General features: G+C 40.1%; 19 protein-coding genes. 6 read left to right on the forward strand and 13 right to left on the reverse strand.

Annotation, left to right across the window (positions count from 1 at the left end; all coding sequences use genetic code 11):
* The first annotated feature begins 534 nt into the window (after positions 1-534).
* Positions 535-1080, forward strand: coding sequence for a gamma carbonic anhydrase family protein (locus tag WNY98_RS17600; protein WP_342878552.1), 546 nt, complete (start codon positions 535-537; stop codon positions 1078-1080).
* Here the strand turns inward: WNY98_RS17600 and WNY98_RS17605 are convergent.
* A complete protein-coding gene (locus WNY98_RS17605; protein ID WP_024599935.1) occupies positions 1072-1326 on the reverse strand; it encodes a DUF1488 family protein in 255 nt (84 codons plus the stop codon). The genes WNY98_RS17600 and WNY98_RS17605 overlap by 9 nt on opposite strands.
* On the reverse strand, positions 1323-2147 hold the full coding sequence (gene aroE, locus WNY98_RS17610; RefSeq protein ID WP_024599936.1) for a shikimate dehydrogenase: 825 nt from the start codon (positions 2145-2147) through the stop codon (positions 1323-1325). Before aroE ends, WNY98_RS17605 begins: the two co-directional genes overlap by 4 nt.
* A 52-nt stretch (positions 2148-2199) precedes the next feature.
* Between aroE and WNY98_RS17615 the strand changes: the two genes are divergently transcribed.
* Positions 2200-2637 (forward strand): group II truncated hemoglobin, encoded by a 438-nt coding sequence (locus tag WNY98_RS17615; RefSeq protein WP_004335148.1) that lies wholly within the window; start codon positions 2200-2202, stop codon positions 2635-2637.
* A gap of 63 nt (positions 2638-2700) precedes the next feature.
* Here the strand turns inward: WNY98_RS17615 and hemF are convergent, their stop codons facing one another.
* From hemF to WNY98_RS17645, 6 genes are all read right to left on the reverse strand, one after another.
* On the reverse strand, positions 2701-3651 hold the full coding sequence (gene hemF, locus WNY98_RS17620; RefSeq protein WP_024594982.1) for an oxygen-dependent coproporphyrinogen oxidase: 951 nt from the start codon (positions 3649-3651) through the stop codon (positions 2701-2703).
* Between the two features lies 1 nt (position 3652).
* Positions 3653-4216, reverse strand: a complete 564-nt coding sequence (locus WNY98_RS17625; protein WP_010555163.1) for an L-threonylcarbamoyladenylate synthase — start codon at positions 4214-4216, stop codon at positions 3653-3655.
* Between the two features lie 25 nt (positions 4217-4241).
* Complete coding sequence (locus WNY98_RS17630; protein ID WP_004335155.1) at positions 4242-4817, reverse strand: topoisomerase DNA-binding C4 zinc finger domain-containing protein; 576 nt, start codon at positions 4815-4817, stop codon at positions 4242-4244.
* 114 nt (positions 4818-4931) lie between these two features.
* Positions 4932-5405 carry a DUF494 family protein gene (locus WNY98_RS17635; protein WP_342878553.1) on the reverse strand — a complete coding sequence of 158 codons (474 nt, stop codon included), beginning with the start codon at positions 5403-5405 and terminating at the stop codon, positions 4932-4934.
* 1 nt (position 5406) lies between these two features.
* The gene (gene dprA / locus WNY98_RS17640; RefSeq protein ID WP_342878554.1) at positions 5407-6498 is read right to left on the reverse strand and encodes a DNA-processing protein DprA; all 1092 of its coding nucleotides are present in this window, start codon (positions 6496-6498) and stop codon (positions 5407-5409) included.
* 31 nt (positions 6499-6529) lie between these two features.
* Entirely contained in the window at positions 6530-7648 is a 1119-nt protein-coding gene (locus tag WNY98_RS17645; RefSeq protein ID WP_342878555.1) for a LysM peptidoglycan-binding domain-containing protein, read from the reverse strand.
* Between the two features lie 118 nt (positions 7649-7766).
* Between WNY98_RS17645 and def the strand changes: the two genes are divergently transcribed.
* The 4 genes from def to trkA all read left to right on the forward strand — a co-directional run bounded on the left by def (position 7767) and on the right by trkA (position 11999).
* Positions 7767-8273 carry a peptide deformylase gene (gene def, locus WNY98_RS17650; protein ID WP_342878556.1) on the forward strand — a complete coding sequence of 169 codons (507 nt, stop codon included), beginning with the start codon at positions 7767-7769 and terminating at the stop codon, positions 8271-8273.
* A 21-nt stretch (positions 8274-8294) separates the two neighbouring features.
* Complete coding sequence (gene fmt, locus WNY98_RS17655) at positions 8295-9248, forward strand: methionyl-tRNA formyltransferase (RefSeq protein WP_342878557.1); 954 nt, start codon at positions 8295-8297, stop codon at positions 9246-9248.
* Positions 9241-10536, forward strand: coding sequence for a 16S rRNA (cytosine(967)-C(5))-methyltransferase RsmB (rsmB, locus tag WNY98_RS17660; protein WP_342878558.1), 1296 nt, complete (start codon positions 9241-9243; stop codon positions 10534-10536). The genes fmt and rsmB overlap by 8 nt, the downstream gene beginning before the upstream one ends.
* An 86-nt stretch (positions 10537-10622) precedes the next feature.
* Positions 10623-11999 (forward strand): Trk system potassium transporter TrkA, encoded by a 1377-nt coding sequence (gene trkA / locus WNY98_RS17665; RefSeq protein ID WP_024599945.1) that lies wholly within the window; start codon positions 10623-10625, stop codon positions 11997-11999.
* 65 nt (positions 12000-12064) lie between these two features.
* Here trkA and WNY98_RS17670 read toward each other — a convergent pair whose 3' ends face one another.
* From WNY98_RS17670 to WNY98_RS17690, 5 genes are all read right to left on the reverse strand, one after another.
* Entirely contained in the window at positions 12065-12280 is a 216-nt protein-coding gene (locus WNY98_RS17670; protein WP_024599946.1) for an EF-hand domain-containing protein, read from the reverse strand.
* Between the two features lie 79 nt (positions 12281-12359).
* Entirely contained in the window at positions 12360-12572 is a 213-nt protein-coding gene (locus WNY98_RS17675; RefSeq protein ID WP_024599947.1) for a calmodulin, read from the reverse strand.
* Between the two features lie 138 nt (positions 12573-12710).
* The gene (locus WNY98_RS17680; RefSeq protein ID WP_024599948.1) at positions 12711-12923 is read right to left on the reverse strand and encodes an EF-hand domain-containing protein; all 213 of its coding nucleotides are present in this window, start codon (positions 12921-12923) and stop codon (positions 12711-12713) included.
* Between the two features lie 464 nt (positions 12924-13387).
* Positions 13388-14047 carry a flagellar brake protein gene (locus WNY98_RS17685; RefSeq protein ID WP_024599949.1) on the reverse strand — a complete coding sequence of 220 codons (660 nt, stop codon included), beginning with the start codon at positions 14045-14047 and terminating at the stop codon, positions 13388-13390.
* Between the two features lie 32 nt (positions 14048-14079).
* Positions 14080-15531 carry a TrkH family potassium uptake protein gene (locus WNY98_RS17690; protein WP_007584186.1) on the reverse strand — a complete coding sequence of 484 codons (1452 nt, stop codon included), beginning with the start codon at positions 15529-15531 and terminating at the stop codon, positions 14080-14082.
* Between the last annotated feature and the right edge of the window lie 13 nt (positions 15532-15544).

Raw genomic sequence — 15544 nt, forward strand, 5'->3', positions numbered from 1 at the left:
CTGTGCCGAATAATTACCTAAATAACTATTCTGTTGGTCACTCAGTTTTCAATTGAGACTCTAATTTGTTTGCCTCGCTACTTGCTCAATAAAGAACGAAGTAGCTTGGCTGTTAGAACTCAACCTGTACGAGTGCCCACACAGATGATTGCTTTATATTGTTAAAGAACGTTTTGAGTCGCTTTAGCGACTCAAGGGATGCGAATAATACACCCTTTATTTTTCGAGTCAACACTTTGTTTTAAACTTTCTTTTGGAAGATTTAAAACCGAAGTTTTATTTAACTCTCTGAGTTGTTCCTGCCTCGCTATGCGTTGGCGTTTCCCGTCTCAGTGGGGTCGCATTATAGGGAGATCATATTTTTACGCAAGCACTTTTTTAAAGAAAAAGTAAAAAAAGATGCTGTTCGGTTAGTATCTGAACTAAACACCCTGAAACTGATAGTTTTGTAACCAAACAGTGCACTGTATGGTACAAAAATCACCTTGCTGATACACTCAAATACTAATAATCATGATCTAAAAGGTACTAACTATGGCAATTCGTTCTTATAAAGGTGTTACTCCTTCATTTAATACGTCTGTTTATGTTGATGATTCATCGGTTTTGGTTGGTAACATTACTTTAGGTGACAATAGTAGTGTGTGGCCGTTAGTAGCTGCACGTGGTGATGTTAACTATATACGTATTGGTGAGCGTACAAATATACAAGATGGCAGTGTATTGCATTTGTCTCGCGCAACTAAAAGCAATCCTGATGGTTACCCACTTATTATAGGTGACGATGTAACTGTTGGTCATAAGGTAATGCTGCACGGATGTGTATTAGGGAACCGTATACTTGTAGGTATGGGCGCTATTATTATGGATAACGTGGTTGTTGAAGATGATGTAATTATTGGCGGCGGCTCTTTAGTGCCACCAAACAAACGTTTAGAGTCTGGTTACTTATATGTAGGAAGCCCAGCTAAGCAAGCCCGCCTTCTTACAGAGCAAGAACTTACCTTTTTAAAAATATCTGCCGATAACTATGTATTACTTAAAGATGAATACTTAGCTGAAATCGCTAACTTAAGTTAATAAGCTTACTTCAATTTGGCCTGCCGAGTTATAGCTCTCCTCTTCGATGAGTTCCTCGGCACGCTCCTCATAATCAAAACGGTACTTTTCAAAATACTCTGTTGCATGGCTTTCGTCTGTTAATTTAAGTGTATTTACTTGTATTACACACTCCACCAGCATGCCACTAACTTGTGCAAAAAATACTAACTGATGATCAGGCTCTCTAAATTCTAGCCTATCTATAAATTGTATTGCCTGATTCATTTAAGCACCCCTTGTTTAAGCGCATCCACTACGGGAAGTATTTTTGGCATTTTATTACGCCATACATAATATGCTTGAGCAGCTTGACCAACTAACATTCCACTGCCATCTAAAAGCTTAGCGTTAATATTATGCTGTGCAACCCAATTCATAAAAATGGTATTTTGCAGTGAATAAAACATGTCATAAGCTACTTCACAGTTAGTTATGTGTTTTTCATCAAGAGCTGGAAGCTCATCATTCATACTGCTAGATGTAGAGTTTATAATTAGTGAGTAATCGCTTACTGGTAAATCACTAAAGCCGAAGCCAGATACTGGTCCATATTGAGTAAACAGCTCTGCGAGTTCTTTGGCTTTTTGTGCTGTGCGATTAACTATTATTATTTCCTGAGGGTTATGCTCTAACAAAGGTAAAATAACCCCTCGAGCAGCACCGCCCGCACCTATGATTAAAATGCGTTTATTAGTTATGGCTACTTTATTAGCGAGTAAATCATTTACAAAGCCCACACCATCGGTGTTATCACCGAGTAATGTGCCATCATCTCGTTTTTTTAATGTATTAACAGCCCCTACAATTTTAGCTAATGGCGTAAGCTCATCAGCCATTGCATAGGCTTGCTCTTTAAATGGCATCGTAACGTTAGCACCAACACCACCTTGCCCAAAAAAAGACAATACTGTTTTTTCAAAGTTATCGATAGGTGCTAATATTGCGCGATAGTCGATTTGCTCACCAAGTGATACAGCAAATTGTTTATGTATCGCGGGGGATTTTGAATGTTTAATTGGATTTCCAAAAACCGCATATTTGTCCATTTTAAAGCAACCTCTTTGCAGCATAAACTGCCTATTAACGATGATAAATTATATGATTAAACGACTTTTCTCTAAATCTAAGCCAGCTCCCGAGCAACAGGCTCCTACTCCTGAAAAAACACCGTATGAAATAATAGGTGGAGAGAAAGGGGCGCGTGCTATCTCCAATCGATTCTACGACATAATGGAGTCAGATGAATACGCTAAACCGTTATATGATATGCATCCTCTGCCATTAGATCGAATTCGCCAAGTATTTTTTGAATTTTTATCTGGTTGGTTAGGCGGGCCGAACCTATTTACTGAAAAACATGGCCAGCCAATGCTACGTAAAAGACATATGCCTTTTACTGTAGATAAAGCATTGCGTGATCAATGGATGTACTGCATGAATAAAACGCTGGATATAGAAATAGACAACCCATTGTTACGTGAAGGCTTAAAGCAATCATTCTCTCAACTAGCAACGCACATGATCAATCAACATTAAATTTGTATTTAGCCACAATGCAAAAAAGCGCTGATTAGCGCCTTTTTGATTACTGTGTAATTGTTATAATTGCCATTCTCTGGCTATCAGCTCACTTGGTTGACTCGTTAACCACTCTTGCGGGCGTAAGTAATACTGATATAGGTTAGCTTCTGGGCTACTTGGTTCTGGTTTATAGTTATATTCCCAGCGTGCAAGTGGTGGCATAGACATTAATATAGACTCAGTGCGCCCGCCACTTTGCAATCCAAATAAAGTGCCCCTATCCCATACTAAATTAAACTCAACGTAGCGCCCGCGACGATAAAGCTGAAAATCACGTTGTTGCTCTGTGTATTCGTCATTTTTACGGCGTTCAATAATAGGTAAATAGGCATCTAAAAATCCATTACCCACCGATTGCATAAACGCAAAACTCTTTTCAAAACCAAGTTCGTTTAAATCGTCAAAGAATAAACCGCCTACTCCGCGAGTCTCATCTCTGTGCTTTAAATAAAAGTACTCGTCGCACCAGGTTTTGTATTTTGGATAAACGTCGCTGCCAAAAGGCGCACAAATGTCGTGAGCAACTTGATGCCAATGTTGTACGTCTTCTAATACTGGATAAAAAGGAGTGAGATCAAACCCGCCACCAAACCACCATATTGGCTCTTCGCCTTCTTTTTCGGCTATAAAAAAGCGCACATTGGCATGACTTGTTGGTACATGAGGGTTTTTAGGGTGAATAACTAACGACACACCACACGCATGAAAGCTGCGCCCTGCAAGCTCTGGTCTGTGCGCTGTTGCCGAACCAGGCATTGAAGCGCCAAATACATGAGAGTAATTAACTCCGCCTTGCTCTATTACAGTGCCATTAGTGGTTACGCGTGTACGACCACCACCGCCTTCTGCTCGCTGCCAGTTATCTTCTATAAATTTAGCACTGCCATCTGCAGCCTCCAAACCTTGGCAAATAGTGTCTTGCAAAGCCATAAAGTATGCTTTTACTTGATTTAATAATTCGCTTTGCATATTAACCTCTAAATATTTTGCCAGTCATGGCGTCTTTTATTGTGCTTGGTTGAGTATTACCACCTAACGCTTCATCAACGTAAAAGCCAACTTGTTCTGCAAATTGCGCTTTGGCTTGCTCAATACTAATTACCGTTTCTTGACCGGTTAAGTTTGCACTGGTTGATACTAATGGCTTGCCAAACTCTTGGCACAAACGCTTTACTGTTGGATGGTTTGTTACTCTTACCGCGATGGTATCAAACTGCCCTGTGAGCCATTTAGGCGTATTTTTAGATGCAGGCATAACCCATGTAATTGCAGCAGGCCAACTCGAAAAAATATCAGCGCGTTTATCCATTGGTATTTTTGCATCATCTACGTATTTTAATAATTGTCCGTAGTTATCAGCGATTAAAATAAGCCCTTTTTCAACCGGGCGCTGCTTAATAGCTAATAGTGCCTCAACGGCTTGTTGATTATCTGGATCACAACCTAAACCATATACAGCTTCTGTTGGGTATAAAATAACTTCGCCTTGCGTTAAGCATGTTATTGCAGTGGGCGTATTTGAAAGGTCTGACAAAGTAGTCTCCAGATATAATTAAACGTTATTCAGTTGGGGTGAGCTTATGCATGCAGCTTTTTTGTGGGCATTGCAATAATATGCCGTTTGCCATATTTCTTTCTATGACGATAGGCCAGTCACATTCAGGACACGGATGTTCAACCGGTTTATTATTAAGCGTGTATTTACAACTTGGGTAGCAATCACAAGAATAAAATACTTTACCAAACTTATTACTGCGCGCGACTAAATGACCTTTTTTGCATTTAGGGCAACTAGGCAAAGTATCTTCGCTTTGCTTTTCTTCATTTTCGTTAGCAATATAATGACACTCTGGATAACCCGTACACCCAATAAACATACCATAGCGGCCATTTTTAACCACCAGCGGTTTGCTACACTCAGGACATGCAGAATCTTCTAATATTTTGATTTCGTTACTGTCGTGATGTGCCAGCGGCCTAATAAAGTCGCATTTGGGATAACTTGCGCATCCTAAAAAAGGGCCTGATTTACTATTGCGGATCACTAACTCTGAACCACACTGTGGGCATATCTCGTATTCTTTTTCGAGGGCGTGCTTGTTCGCCGAGAAAAGCGAATGGTCGATTTTACTCATGGTGATCCTAATAGGTTGGTGAATTTTCGCCTAATATACCCAAACCACTTAAAGATACAAGCAATGCCGTGCTTATCCTTTTAAGTAATTTGAGTACAATCAAGATAATTATCTCTAATGAAGAAGTTCGCTGGGTTCATCAAAAATCAAATCTTCCATTTGCTCATATGCCTCTTCAGAGCCAGGAACGTTAAACAAGATCATAAGTACAATCCACTTTAAGTCTTCTAGGCTTATAGTTGGTTTATCGAGAGAGGCTAAACAGTCCATTACCATTTCACGTGTTACATTGTTAATTACGCCTATTTGTTCAATAAACATTAAAAAACCACGACACTCAGCATTGAGCCTTTGGCATTCGCTATCGGTAAATATACGAACTGCATCTTTAGGGTTATCGATAAGATAAGGAGACTCATCGCTGTGTTGTAAATCGGCTAGTTGCTCTAACCAATCAAGAGCTTTAAATATCTCAGGCTTATTAAAGCCAGCACGCAGTAGCTCATCGGTTAACTCATTTTGCTCTGCAAATATATCTGCTTCGCTATGAATGTAATTTTCAAAAAGATACAAAAGAATATCAAACATATTACCTTCCTGCGCTTAACTTGATGTAACCATCTAACACTCGCTCAATCTGATCGTCTAATTCTAAATCGAGCAACCTACTGAGTACTTTATCTATTGGCCACTGCGCACGACGCACAATGTCATCTACACTGGTTACTTCAAAGCCAATACTATTTAAAACCTCACATTGAGAATTGGCTTGAATCGGCTGCTCTTTATTAAATACATTATTGTCGTAAGTAAAACTCACCTCATCAAGAATGTCAGCCACGTTTTCTACCAGCTTAGCACCTTGCTTTATTAAAAAGTGACTTGCCTGCGCTAACGGGTTTTTAATAGAACCCGGTACTGCAAATACCTCTTTATTTTGTTCAAGCGCATAGCGTACTGTAATTAACGAACCACTTTTAATTTCAGCTTCAACAATAAGCACTCCTAACGATAACCCAGAAATAATACGATTACGGCGCGGAAAGTTGTGCGCATGAGCAGCTGTGCCTGGTAAAAACTCACTCACCAGCAAACCGCTTTCTAAAACTTGGTCTGTTAATAGTTTATGGCGTTTGGGGTAGTAAATATCAACCCCAGTACCAAGCACCGCTATGGTTTTCCCCGTACCAGCAAGAGAGCCTTTATGTGCTGCACCATCTATTCCTCGCGCCATACCTGAAGTAACCGTAATACCCGCCAAAGTTAACTCGTATGCAAATTCTGAGGCTATTTCAAGCCCGGTAGGTGTAGCATTACGACTGCCAACAATTGCAATTTGTGGAGTTGATAATAACGAGACATCTCCCCTGCAAAATAGTAATAAAGGCGCACTGGCAATCTGCCGGAGATCTTCTGGATAAAGCGCATCAAAAATACAGACTACGGTAATGCCCTGCTGCGCAATTAATTGCTCATAATGACTGATTTGTTGCCAATTAGTGTTGAGTAAATTACTCGCTTGATTAGCGGTTAATCCTAGCTGTAAAAGCTTGTCATGAGGTAAGTCGAATAACGACCCAAGGGAATAGTTTGTAGATAGTGCTAAAAGGGTTTTTATACCCAACCCTTTACACATATAAAAGGCAAGCCAGTGGGCTAGCTTGCCAGATGACTGATCCATGCTCTCTCCTAGAGCACCGACTCGCTACTTCTTAATGAATAACTGCAATATCTCCAATGCGAATTGGGTGCTGGTTTTTAGTTATTAATGCATAACTTACTTTGTCATACACTTTAAAGACAATTAGCTCACCAACTTTTTCTTTAGGCATGGTCCACGTTGTGTTTTGTTCGTCAGACTCATCACCAAATAATTGGCTCACATCAGATAAAAGCTTCTCATATTTACTAGAATCTTCTGGGTAACGAGGGCCACGAGGACCATCAATAACCGTTGGTGATTGACGCTCTAGATCTAATACATGACCCGCTTCTATATTTTGTTCACTGCCTAAGTTTAGCACCACAACATCCATTGTGCTGAATTCTCTAACTTCGCGTGGTGAAGCAATAATATTACCTGTTACAGGTTCTAAAGGACGGTGTATATCAAAGTACGCAGGAAGCATTTGGCCTTCCATTGCCGGCATTAAAAAATCACCTTGCTGAATTTCTCGTTTAACAGACTCAACAAGTAATGATGAAGGCACGCCATTTTTCTCATCGCCCGCTCTAAAAGCACGTGCTATACCCACATAAGATGCACGCGTTGCTAACACCTCACCGGTTAAGTCAGTGTAGGGGTCACCTTTATGGTAAATGGCATATGCTTTATGTACTTGTAAGTCGCCTTTAACATATAAAATATGGCCTAGCGTTTGTGTTTTAGTATTTTCGTTTGCACCTAAAATATAAGGTTTACCTTTAATATCGTCACTGTTCATTGCTTGCTCGTAACTGATATAAGGTTTGATCATTTCAAGCGGCAAAGTAGTAATAGCATCACGCCCTTTTGGTGTAATACGACCCTGAGGAGATAGCTTTCTATATCCTTTATTTATCACTAAACGTGGGTTTCCATCTGCATCGTATATCAACGCTAATGCATCACCGGGGTAAATTAGGTGTGGGTTGTCAATTTGTGGATTCATTTGCCAAAGTTCAGGCCATAGCCAAGGCTCATCTAAATAGATGCCAGAAATATCCCAAAGTGTATCGCCTTTTTTTACAACATACTGTTTTGGTGCGCCTTTTTTTATTTTAAGTACATCAGCAACTGCGGGAAACGCAGCGCTTAACGTAAGCATGATTGCAAGTAGTGGAGATTTCATCGAGCTTCCTTGTATTGTTTTTTCATTATTATTGCCCAAAACCTGTTAAAGGTGAACGCGAATGGCTAAAATAAGAGCATACAATACCCTAAATTAAGCACAAGTGAAAAAGGTAACTATGGCTAGGTTAGAAGTTTTAAGATTTCCAGATGAACGTTTACGTACTGTAGCAAAAGATGTTGTACAAGTTGATGACACAGTACGCCAAATTGTAAAAGACATGCTAGAGACAATGTACGATGAAAATGGCATTGGTCTTGCGGCCACGCAAGTAGATATTCATCAACGAATCGTTGTTATTGATGTATCAGAAGAGCGCAATGAGCCACTGGTATTAATTAATCCACAAATCATAAAAAAAGACGGCTCTACCGTTAGCGAAGAAGGCTGTTTATCAGTACCTAACTCGTATGCAAAAGTAGATCGCGCAGAAACAGTAACAGTCGCTGCACTTAACGAAAACGGTGAAGAATTTTTACTAGATGCAGATGAATTATTGGCTATTTGTATTCAACATGAACTAGATCACCTTCAAGGTAAGCTGTTCATTGATTACTTATCTCCATTAAAGCGCCAACGTATTCGTAAAAAGCTTGAAAAAGAAGCCAAATTTGCAGATCAGTAATAAGCACCTTAGGAAAACTCAGTGACTCAACCATTACGCATTATATTTGCCGGTACGCCGGACTTTGCAGCACGTCATTTACAAGCGCTGATACAAAGCGAGCACCAAATAGTGGGTGTATATAGCCAGCCAGACCGCCCTGCTGGTCGTGGTAAAAAATTAAAAGCCAGTGAAGTTAAAGAGCTAGCGCTTGAGCACAACTTACCGGTTTTTCAGCCACAGTCATTAAAAAATGATGAAGCACTAGCAGAGCTAACAAGCTTAAATGCCGATATTATGATTGTTGTAGCGTATGGCTTAATTTTACCTAAAGCTATATTAGAAGCCCCGCGTTTAGGTTGTTTAAATGTGCATGGTTCTATATTACCGCGCTGGCGCGGTGCTGCACCTATTCAACGCGCAATTTGGGCTGGTGATGAACAAACCGGCGTAACAATAATGCAAATGGATGAAGGGCTAGATACCGGCGATATGCTACATATAAGTCGCTGCCCTATTAGCACGACAGAAACTAGCGCAAGCTTATACACAAAACTTGCTGAGCTAGGACCAGACGCATTAATTGAAACCATTAATAAATTAGCTAATGGCGAGATCACCCCTGAACCTCAAAATGATGAACTTGCTAACTACGCTAAAAAGCTTTCTAAAGAGGAAGCTAATATCGACTGGTCTATGAGTGCGCTGCAAATTGAGCGCAACATTCGCTCTTTTAATCCATGGCCAGTGTGCTTTACCCAAATGGGTGGGCAAACAGTAAAGATTTATCAAGCGCAGGTTGTGCAGCAATTAGGTGATCCTGGGCAAATTTTATCAAGCGACAAAAATGGCGTAGTAGTGACGTGTGGCGAACACGCTTTATGTATTACGCAATTACAGCCGCAAGGTAAAAAACCAATGGCAATTAACGACTTTTTAAATGGTCGTAGTGACTGGGTTACCCCTGGCACAATATTAGGCGAAAACAATGAGTAATGTTCCAAACGTAAGAGCGCTTGCCGCTGAAACTTTATATAACGTCGTTGATAAAGGCGCATCGCTTAATCAAGAACTTCCATTTGCCAGCCAAGGCTTGCCGCCTAAAGATAAAGCGTTACTACAGCAAATTTGTTATGGCGTTTTACGCTATTTACCGAGCCTTGAAAATTACTGCCAACACTTAGTAGAGCAGCCATTAAAAGGTAAACGTAGAATATTTCAGTTTTTATTGTACGTAGGTATTTATCAGCTACAGCATATGCGCGTACCACCGCATGCTGCTATTTCAGAAACTGTAAACGCACTGGCTCAACTTCGCGCTTTAGGATTAAAAGGGCTAATAAACGCCATTTTACGTAGTTTTCAGCGCCAACAAGCAGAGCTTGAAGAAAAAGCAAAGCTGATCCCTGTGTGCTTATACAACCACCCAAATTGGTTTATCAAACAAGTTAAAGAAGCCTATCCAGATAGCTGGGAAGAAATACTTGCAGAAAACCAACAACAAGCACCTATGTGGTTACGTGTAAATCAATCGCAGTTTAGTACACAAGAATACAGCGATATGCTTAGCGCTAATGATATTGAACACACCTTAAACCCAGATTTTGTAGATGGGATTAAGCTTGCTAAGCCACGCGATGTATTTTCATTGCCTGAGTTTGATACGGGTGCATGTTCAGTACAAGATGCCGCAGCACAACTTGCAGCACGCTTTTTAGAACCTAAAGCAGATGACTACATTTTAGATGCCTGTGCAGCACCTGGCGGTAAGACGTGTCATATATTAGAGCTTGCTGATGCAGAAGTACTTGCACTTGATAGCGATGCAACTCGCCTTGAACGTGTTAAGCAAAACTTAACGCGTATTGGCTTAGGCGCAGATCTTCAATGTGGCGATGCATCGCAACCACATACCTGGTGGGATGAAAAATTATTTGATCGTATTTTACTTGATGTGCCTTGTTCGGCCACTGGCGTAATTCGCCGTCACCCTGACATAAAATGGTTACGTCGCGCATCTGACATCGAAGACTTATCTAAATTACAAAGCGATATTCTTGATAGCATTTGGCCACTGTTAAAACCAGGTGGCACATTGGTATATGCTACGTGTTCGGTTCTTCCACAAGAAAACCAACAGCAAGTTGCTAAGTTTTTAGCTAATAACGATGATGTAGAACATATACCTCTACACGAAAACGATACCGTAACAACGCCAGGTTTGCAGTTACTGCCCGGTGAAAGTGATGGATTTTATTACGCTAAGCTAGTTAAAAAAGCCTAATAGCCGTACACTAAATAGTTAGCCATTTATGAAATATTAAATGGCTATTTTTTTAATTAAATTATGGTCAATACCACGGGTAAATAATGAAAATAATTATACTCGGTGCCGGGCAAGTTGGCGCTACGCTTGCTGAAAACTTAGTTGGCGAACAAAACGAGATTACTGTTGTTGATATTGACGGTAACCGATTACGTGAACTTCAAGATAAGTACGACTTACAAGGGGTTATGGGCCACAGCGCACATCCTGATGTATTACGCCGTGCTGGCGCTGAAGATGCCGATATGATTATAGCCGTAACCAGTTCAGATGAAGTGAACATGGTTGCATGCCAAGTGGCGTACAGTATTTTTAATACTCCCACTAAGATTGCCCGTATTCGCTCGGAGCAATATTTAAAGTACCGCGAAAAGCTTTTTCAAAATGATGATTTACCTATCGATCATTACATTGCTCCCGAAGCACTGGTCACTAAGTATATCCGCCGTTTAATTGACTACCCTGGTGCTCTGCAAGTGTTGCAGTTTGCTGATGGCATGCTCTCATTAGTAGCAGTGAAAGCTTACTATGGCGGTTTACTTGTGGGTTATGCGTTATCTGCACTTAAAGAACACATCCCTAATGTAGAAACTCGTGTTGCCGCTATTTATCGTCAAGGTAAAGCAATAAAACCATTAGGTACAACCGTTATTGAAGCAGATGATGAAGTATTCTTTATTGCCGCTACAAAACATATACGCGCAGTAATGAACGAGCTGCAAAAGCTTGAACGCTCTTACAAAAAAATTATGATAGCTGGTGGCGGTAACATTGGCGCTGGCCTTGCCCGCTCACTTGAGAAAAACCACACCGTTAAATTAATTGAGCGCAGTAAAGAACGCGCTGAACAACTCTCAGAAATGCTCGATAACACGGTCGTTTTTTGTGGTGACGCATCTGATCAAGAACTTCTTTCAGAAGAACATATTGAACAAGTCGATGTATTTATTGCCGTAACCAACGACGATGAAGCTAACATTATGTCAGCCATGCTTGCTAAACGTATGGGCGCACAAAAAACCATGGTACTTATTCAGCGTGGTGCCTACGTAGATTTAGTCCAAGGCGGCGAAATAGACATTGCCATATCACCACAACAAGCCACTATATCTGCGCTATTAACGCACGTACGCCGTGGTGATATTGTTAACGTGTATTCACTGCGTAAAGGCGCAGCAGAAGCCATTGAAGCCGTTGCTCATGGTGATGAAAACACATCTAAAGTGGTTGGTCGTGCGATTGCCGATATAAAACTTCCTGCAGGAACAACTATTGGGGCAATAGTACGTAATGACGATGTGCTGATAGCCCACGACGATACAATTATTATGTCGGGCGATCATGTCATCATGTTTTTAATCGACAAAAAACATATTACCGTTGTAGAAAAGCTCTTCCAAGTAAGCGCTATATTCCTATAATCATTGTTTTTAAACGCAAAAAAGCCGCTGACTAAGGCGGCTTTAGTGGAGTATGAAGCGTTTGCTTACTGTACTTTTGAAAACTCTTCTTTAGAAATCTCACCATTTCCATCGGTATCTAAATCATCAAAGATTTTTACAAGCTGAGGGTTAACCTTTGCTTCTTCCATTGAGATTACGCCATCGCCATCTGCATCAAAAGAAGAAAAATCGACTGCTGCGTATGCTGCTGATGAAGATGCTAAAACGATAACTGCAAGTGTTGTATTTAATGTTTTCATAATAATATTCCTAGTAAGATGGGAAGTCCTTTTCAAAGATCCCTGACTGTGAAAAAATGTTTAACCTGAAAAAGATTAATTAGTAATTAGCGAACTCTTCTTTAGAAAGCTCACCGCTACCGTCGGTATCTAGCTCAATAAATTCAGCCATTAAGTCTGTATCTACTGCAGCTTCGCTTGGGCTAATTGTGCCGCTACCATCGATATCAAGACTGTCAAAATCTGATGCTGCAAATGCAGCTGAAGAAGATGCTAGTGCGATAAGTGCTAATGCTTTATTTAAATGTTTCATAACTTAATCCTTCAATGTTCTATCAAAAAAATTGCTTCGTTTAACTTAAAACGTAATTTTCACTTCCTTGTTATCCTCTTTCGTAAGCTCCTTGCCTACTTAGGTTGTCTTTGGCAACTCAGGACAAATACTTTTAAATTATGCTTCTGAAAATTCTTCTTTTGATAACTCACCATTTTGGTCAGTATCAAGCTCTGAGAACATGCTCATTAACTTCGCATCTACTGATGCTTCTGCTTGGCTGATTGTGCCACTGCCATCAACATCAAGTGTGTCAAAGTCTGTTGCAGCAAAAACGGCTGAAGATGATGCTAATGCGATAAGTGCTAAAGTTTTATTAATGCTTTTCATAATATGTATCCTTCAAATTTATGTGTGTGCGATTAAGTATTTCACTTTGAATCACGATTTCGTTCAGTACACCTAGACTATTACAACTTAGATGCCAACATTTAAAAGCTATTAAGTTTCAGATAGTTAAATGTAAAAGGCATAAAAAGAAGGGGTTTTTAAAGTAATTACTGTTGCCTTTTAGCAACGCACTTTATAGTGGATATATTAAAACGATTAAAAACATATAGTTATGTTTATATAAAAAGATACATTTTTAAATGCATGGTTTTAAAATGAGTGGTTTTAAAGAGTAATTGAGATAAATTTTAACGAGGTAGATTTAATAACACAAAATAAGCTGCCAAAAACAAAACTTAATGTATTGTTTTATATTAATAATATTTTTAATTATGAAAATAATAAAAAATATTTTATAAGCACTGACATAAAACGCCTTTTTGTTGCAAATAAGCGAAAGCTATTTATTCGACGGTAGGTTCGAGTGCAGAAGGGTCTATAAAATGCTCTTTCATAAAGGTTTTCATTTCATCCTCGCTTGCTAGTAGCTTAATCCCACAGTGCACACCTTCGGCATGCTCTTTAACACTGCAAACTTCACCTTCAAAGTCTTTATCGCTGCTATTAAGTATGACAGTGCATTGCATATCTTTAATGCTTTCAACTTGCTGATCGCCTCTAATATCAAACATTACACCGGTAAGTGAAATATCTTTAATAAGGCCTTCAAGTACCCTGTCGTCACTTAGTTTTAGTTTTGCAGGTAGCAAGGTAGGTATTCGCGTTTGCGAGCGTAGTGAAAATAACTGCACTTGCTTAGGGTAGTTAATAAACACGAGCTTAGCCGGGTGAGAAGCTACCGACATAATTTGTTGGCGAAACGCTATAACTTGCCCACCACTGCCTTCAATAAGCGCTCTTACAACAACCATTACGCCATCTCGTAAATAGTCAGTCGCGGCCGGCAAACGCTTGGCATTAGGATAGTTTAAAATAATGAACTGTTTATCGAGTAAACCAACTAATTCAGTTTTAACACGCTTACTGCTTGTAGGTGTTAATATTTCTAGGTCGACTAAGCTGCCTACACCTATATGCTTTAGCTTTTCTAAATTTGTTGGCATATCCCTTTCCCAATGATGAATTTATTGGCTTTTTACCCACGCCAAAATGTAGGCGTAAATAGCACTAATAAAGTAAATATTTCTAAGCGGCCAAACACCATTGCAATGGTAAGCAACCATTTAGCACCATCGGTTATAGCCCCATAATGCGAGGCTACATCCCCTAAACCTGGGCCTAAGTTATTTAAACAAGCCGCAGTGGCTGAGAATGCAGTTATGTTATCCATACCCGTGCCCATAAGCGCTAACATAATAATAATAAATACCAATGCATACGCAGAGAAAAAGCCCCATACGGCTTCTACTACTTTATCTGGCAACGCCTTTCGACCCAGCTTGATTGAATATATGGCACGAGGATGCACCAAACGATTAAGCTCACGTACACCCTGCAGGTAAAGTAGGAACACACGCACTACTTTCATACCACCACCGGTAGAGCCTGCACAGCCACCAATAAAGCTCGAAAATATAAGTAAAATAGGTAAAAACAAAGGCCATGTTGAAAAGTTATCAGTAGCAAAGCCTGCTGTTGTACTCATTGAAACAGCCTGAAATAATGCCTGATCGAGAGTTTCATCGCCATTAGCAAATATTTCATTAGAGGAAAGCACAGTAAAACAAATAACCACCAGCGCTAATTGAATACACAAAAACACCTTAAACTCAGGGTCTCGAATATAAACTTGTATGTTACGACTAGCCACTGCGGCGTAGTGCAGGGAGAAGTTAACGGCGGCAATAATTAAAAAGAACACACAAATAAAGTTAATTACAGGGCTATCAAAGTGCCCCATGGATGCATCATAAGTAGAAAAACCACCTATCGCGACCGTTGAAAATGCATGACATATAGCATCAAACCACTCCATTCCCGCAGCCCAATAAGCCAGCATACAAGCAATCGTAAGCGACACATATATATACCAAAGATGCTTTGCTGTATCGGCAATTCGCGGGGTCATTTTAGAATCTTTTACAGGCCCTGGTATTTCGGCGCGGTACAACTGCATACCACCAACACCTAGCATGGGGAGTATAGCAACAGCGAGTACGATTATACCCATACCGCCAAACCACTGGAGTTGCTGGCGATAAAACAACACCGACTTGGGTAGGTACTCAATACCGGTAAGTACTGTAGCGCCGGTGGTGGTTAAGCCAGAGAATGCTTCAAACACCGCATCGGCGAGCGATAAATTAGGTTCTTGTAAAAATATAAGCGGCAAGGACGCAAACGCCCCAAGTACCAGCCAAAACAGGACAACAATTAAAAAGCCTTCACGCGCTTTTAAGTCACCGTTTTCATGGCGGTTTGGGTAATAAGCCATCATGCCAATAACAACACTAAAGATAAATGCTAAAACAAAAGGAACACCACCACCGTCTTTATATATTAAAGACACCAGTGCCGGCGGCACCATGGTAATACTAAACAGCGCAACAAGTTGGCCAAGAATTTTTATGATGGTACGAAATTGCATTTAGCTTGTCGCT

It is taken from the genome of Pseudoalteromonas sp. AS71, from assembly GCF_038900275.1.
Taxonomy (GTDB): domain Bacteria; phylum Pseudomonadota; class Gammaproteobacteria; order Enterobacterales; family Alteromonadaceae; genus Pseudoalteromonas.

Coding starts and splice junctions, on each gene's coding strand:
- def (WP_342878556.1), top strand. CDS start 7,767: ATGGCTAGGTTAGAAGTTTTAAGATTTCCAGATGAACGTTTACGTACT.
- WNY98_RS17605 (WP_024599935.1), bottom strand. CDS start 1,326: ATGAATCAGGCAATACAATTTATAGATAGGCTAGAATTTAGAGAGCCT.
- aroE (WP_024599936.1), bottom strand. CDS start 2,147: ATGGACAAATATGCGGTTTTTGGAAATCCAATTAAACATTCAAAATCC.
- WNY98_RS17615 (WP_004335148.1), top strand. CDS start 2,200: ATGATTAAACGACTTTTCTCTAAATCTAAGCCAGCTCCCGAGCAACAG.
- dprA (WP_342878554.1), bottom strand. CDS start 6,498: ATGGATCAGTCATCTGGCAAGCTAGCCCACTGGCTTGCCTTTTATATG.
- WNY98_RS17630 (WP_004335155.1), bottom strand. CDS start 4,817: ATGAGTAAAATCGACCATTCGCTTTTCTCGGCGAACAAGCACGCCCTC.
- WNY98_RS17645 (WP_342878555.1), bottom strand. CDS start 7,648: ATGAAATCTCCACTACTTGCAATCATGCTTACGTTAAGCGCTGCGTTT.
- WNY98_RS17600 (WP_342878552.1), top strand. CDS start 535: ATGGCAATTCGTTCTTATAAAGGTGTTACTCCTTCATTTAATACGTCT.
- WNY98_RS17670 (WP_024599946.1), bottom strand. CDS start 12,280: ATGAAAACATTAAATACAACACTTGCAGTTATCGTTTTAGCATCTTCA.
- WNY98_RS17685 (WP_024599949.1), bottom strand. CDS start 14,047: ATGCCAACAAATTTAGAAAAGCTAAAGCATATAGGTGTAGGCAGCTTA.
- WNY98_RS17690 (WP_007584186.1), bottom strand. CDS start 15,531: ATGCAATTTCGTACCATCATAAAAATTCTTGGCCAACTTGTTGCGCTG.
- rsmB (WP_342878558.1), top strand. CDS start 9,241: ATGAGTAATGTTCCAAACGTAAGAGCGCTTGCCGCTGAAACTTTATAT.
- WNY98_RS17635 (WP_342878553.1), bottom strand. CDS start 5,405: ATGTTTGATATTCTTTTGTATCTTTTTGAAAATTACATTCATAGCGAA.
- hemF (WP_024594982.1), bottom strand. CDS start 3,651: ATGCAAAGCGAATTATTAAATCAAGTAAAAGCATACTTTATGGCTTTG.
- WNY98_RS17680 (WP_024599948.1), bottom strand. CDS start 12,923: ATGAAAAGCATTAATAAAACTTTAGCACTTATCGCATTAGCATCATCT.
- trkA (WP_024599945.1), top strand. CDS start 10,623: ATGAAAATAATTATACTCGGTGCCGGGCAAGTTGGCGCTACGCTTGCT.
- WNY98_RS17675 (WP_024599947.1), bottom strand. CDS start 12,572: ATGAAACATTTAAATAAAGCATTAGCACTTATCGCACTAGCATCTTCT.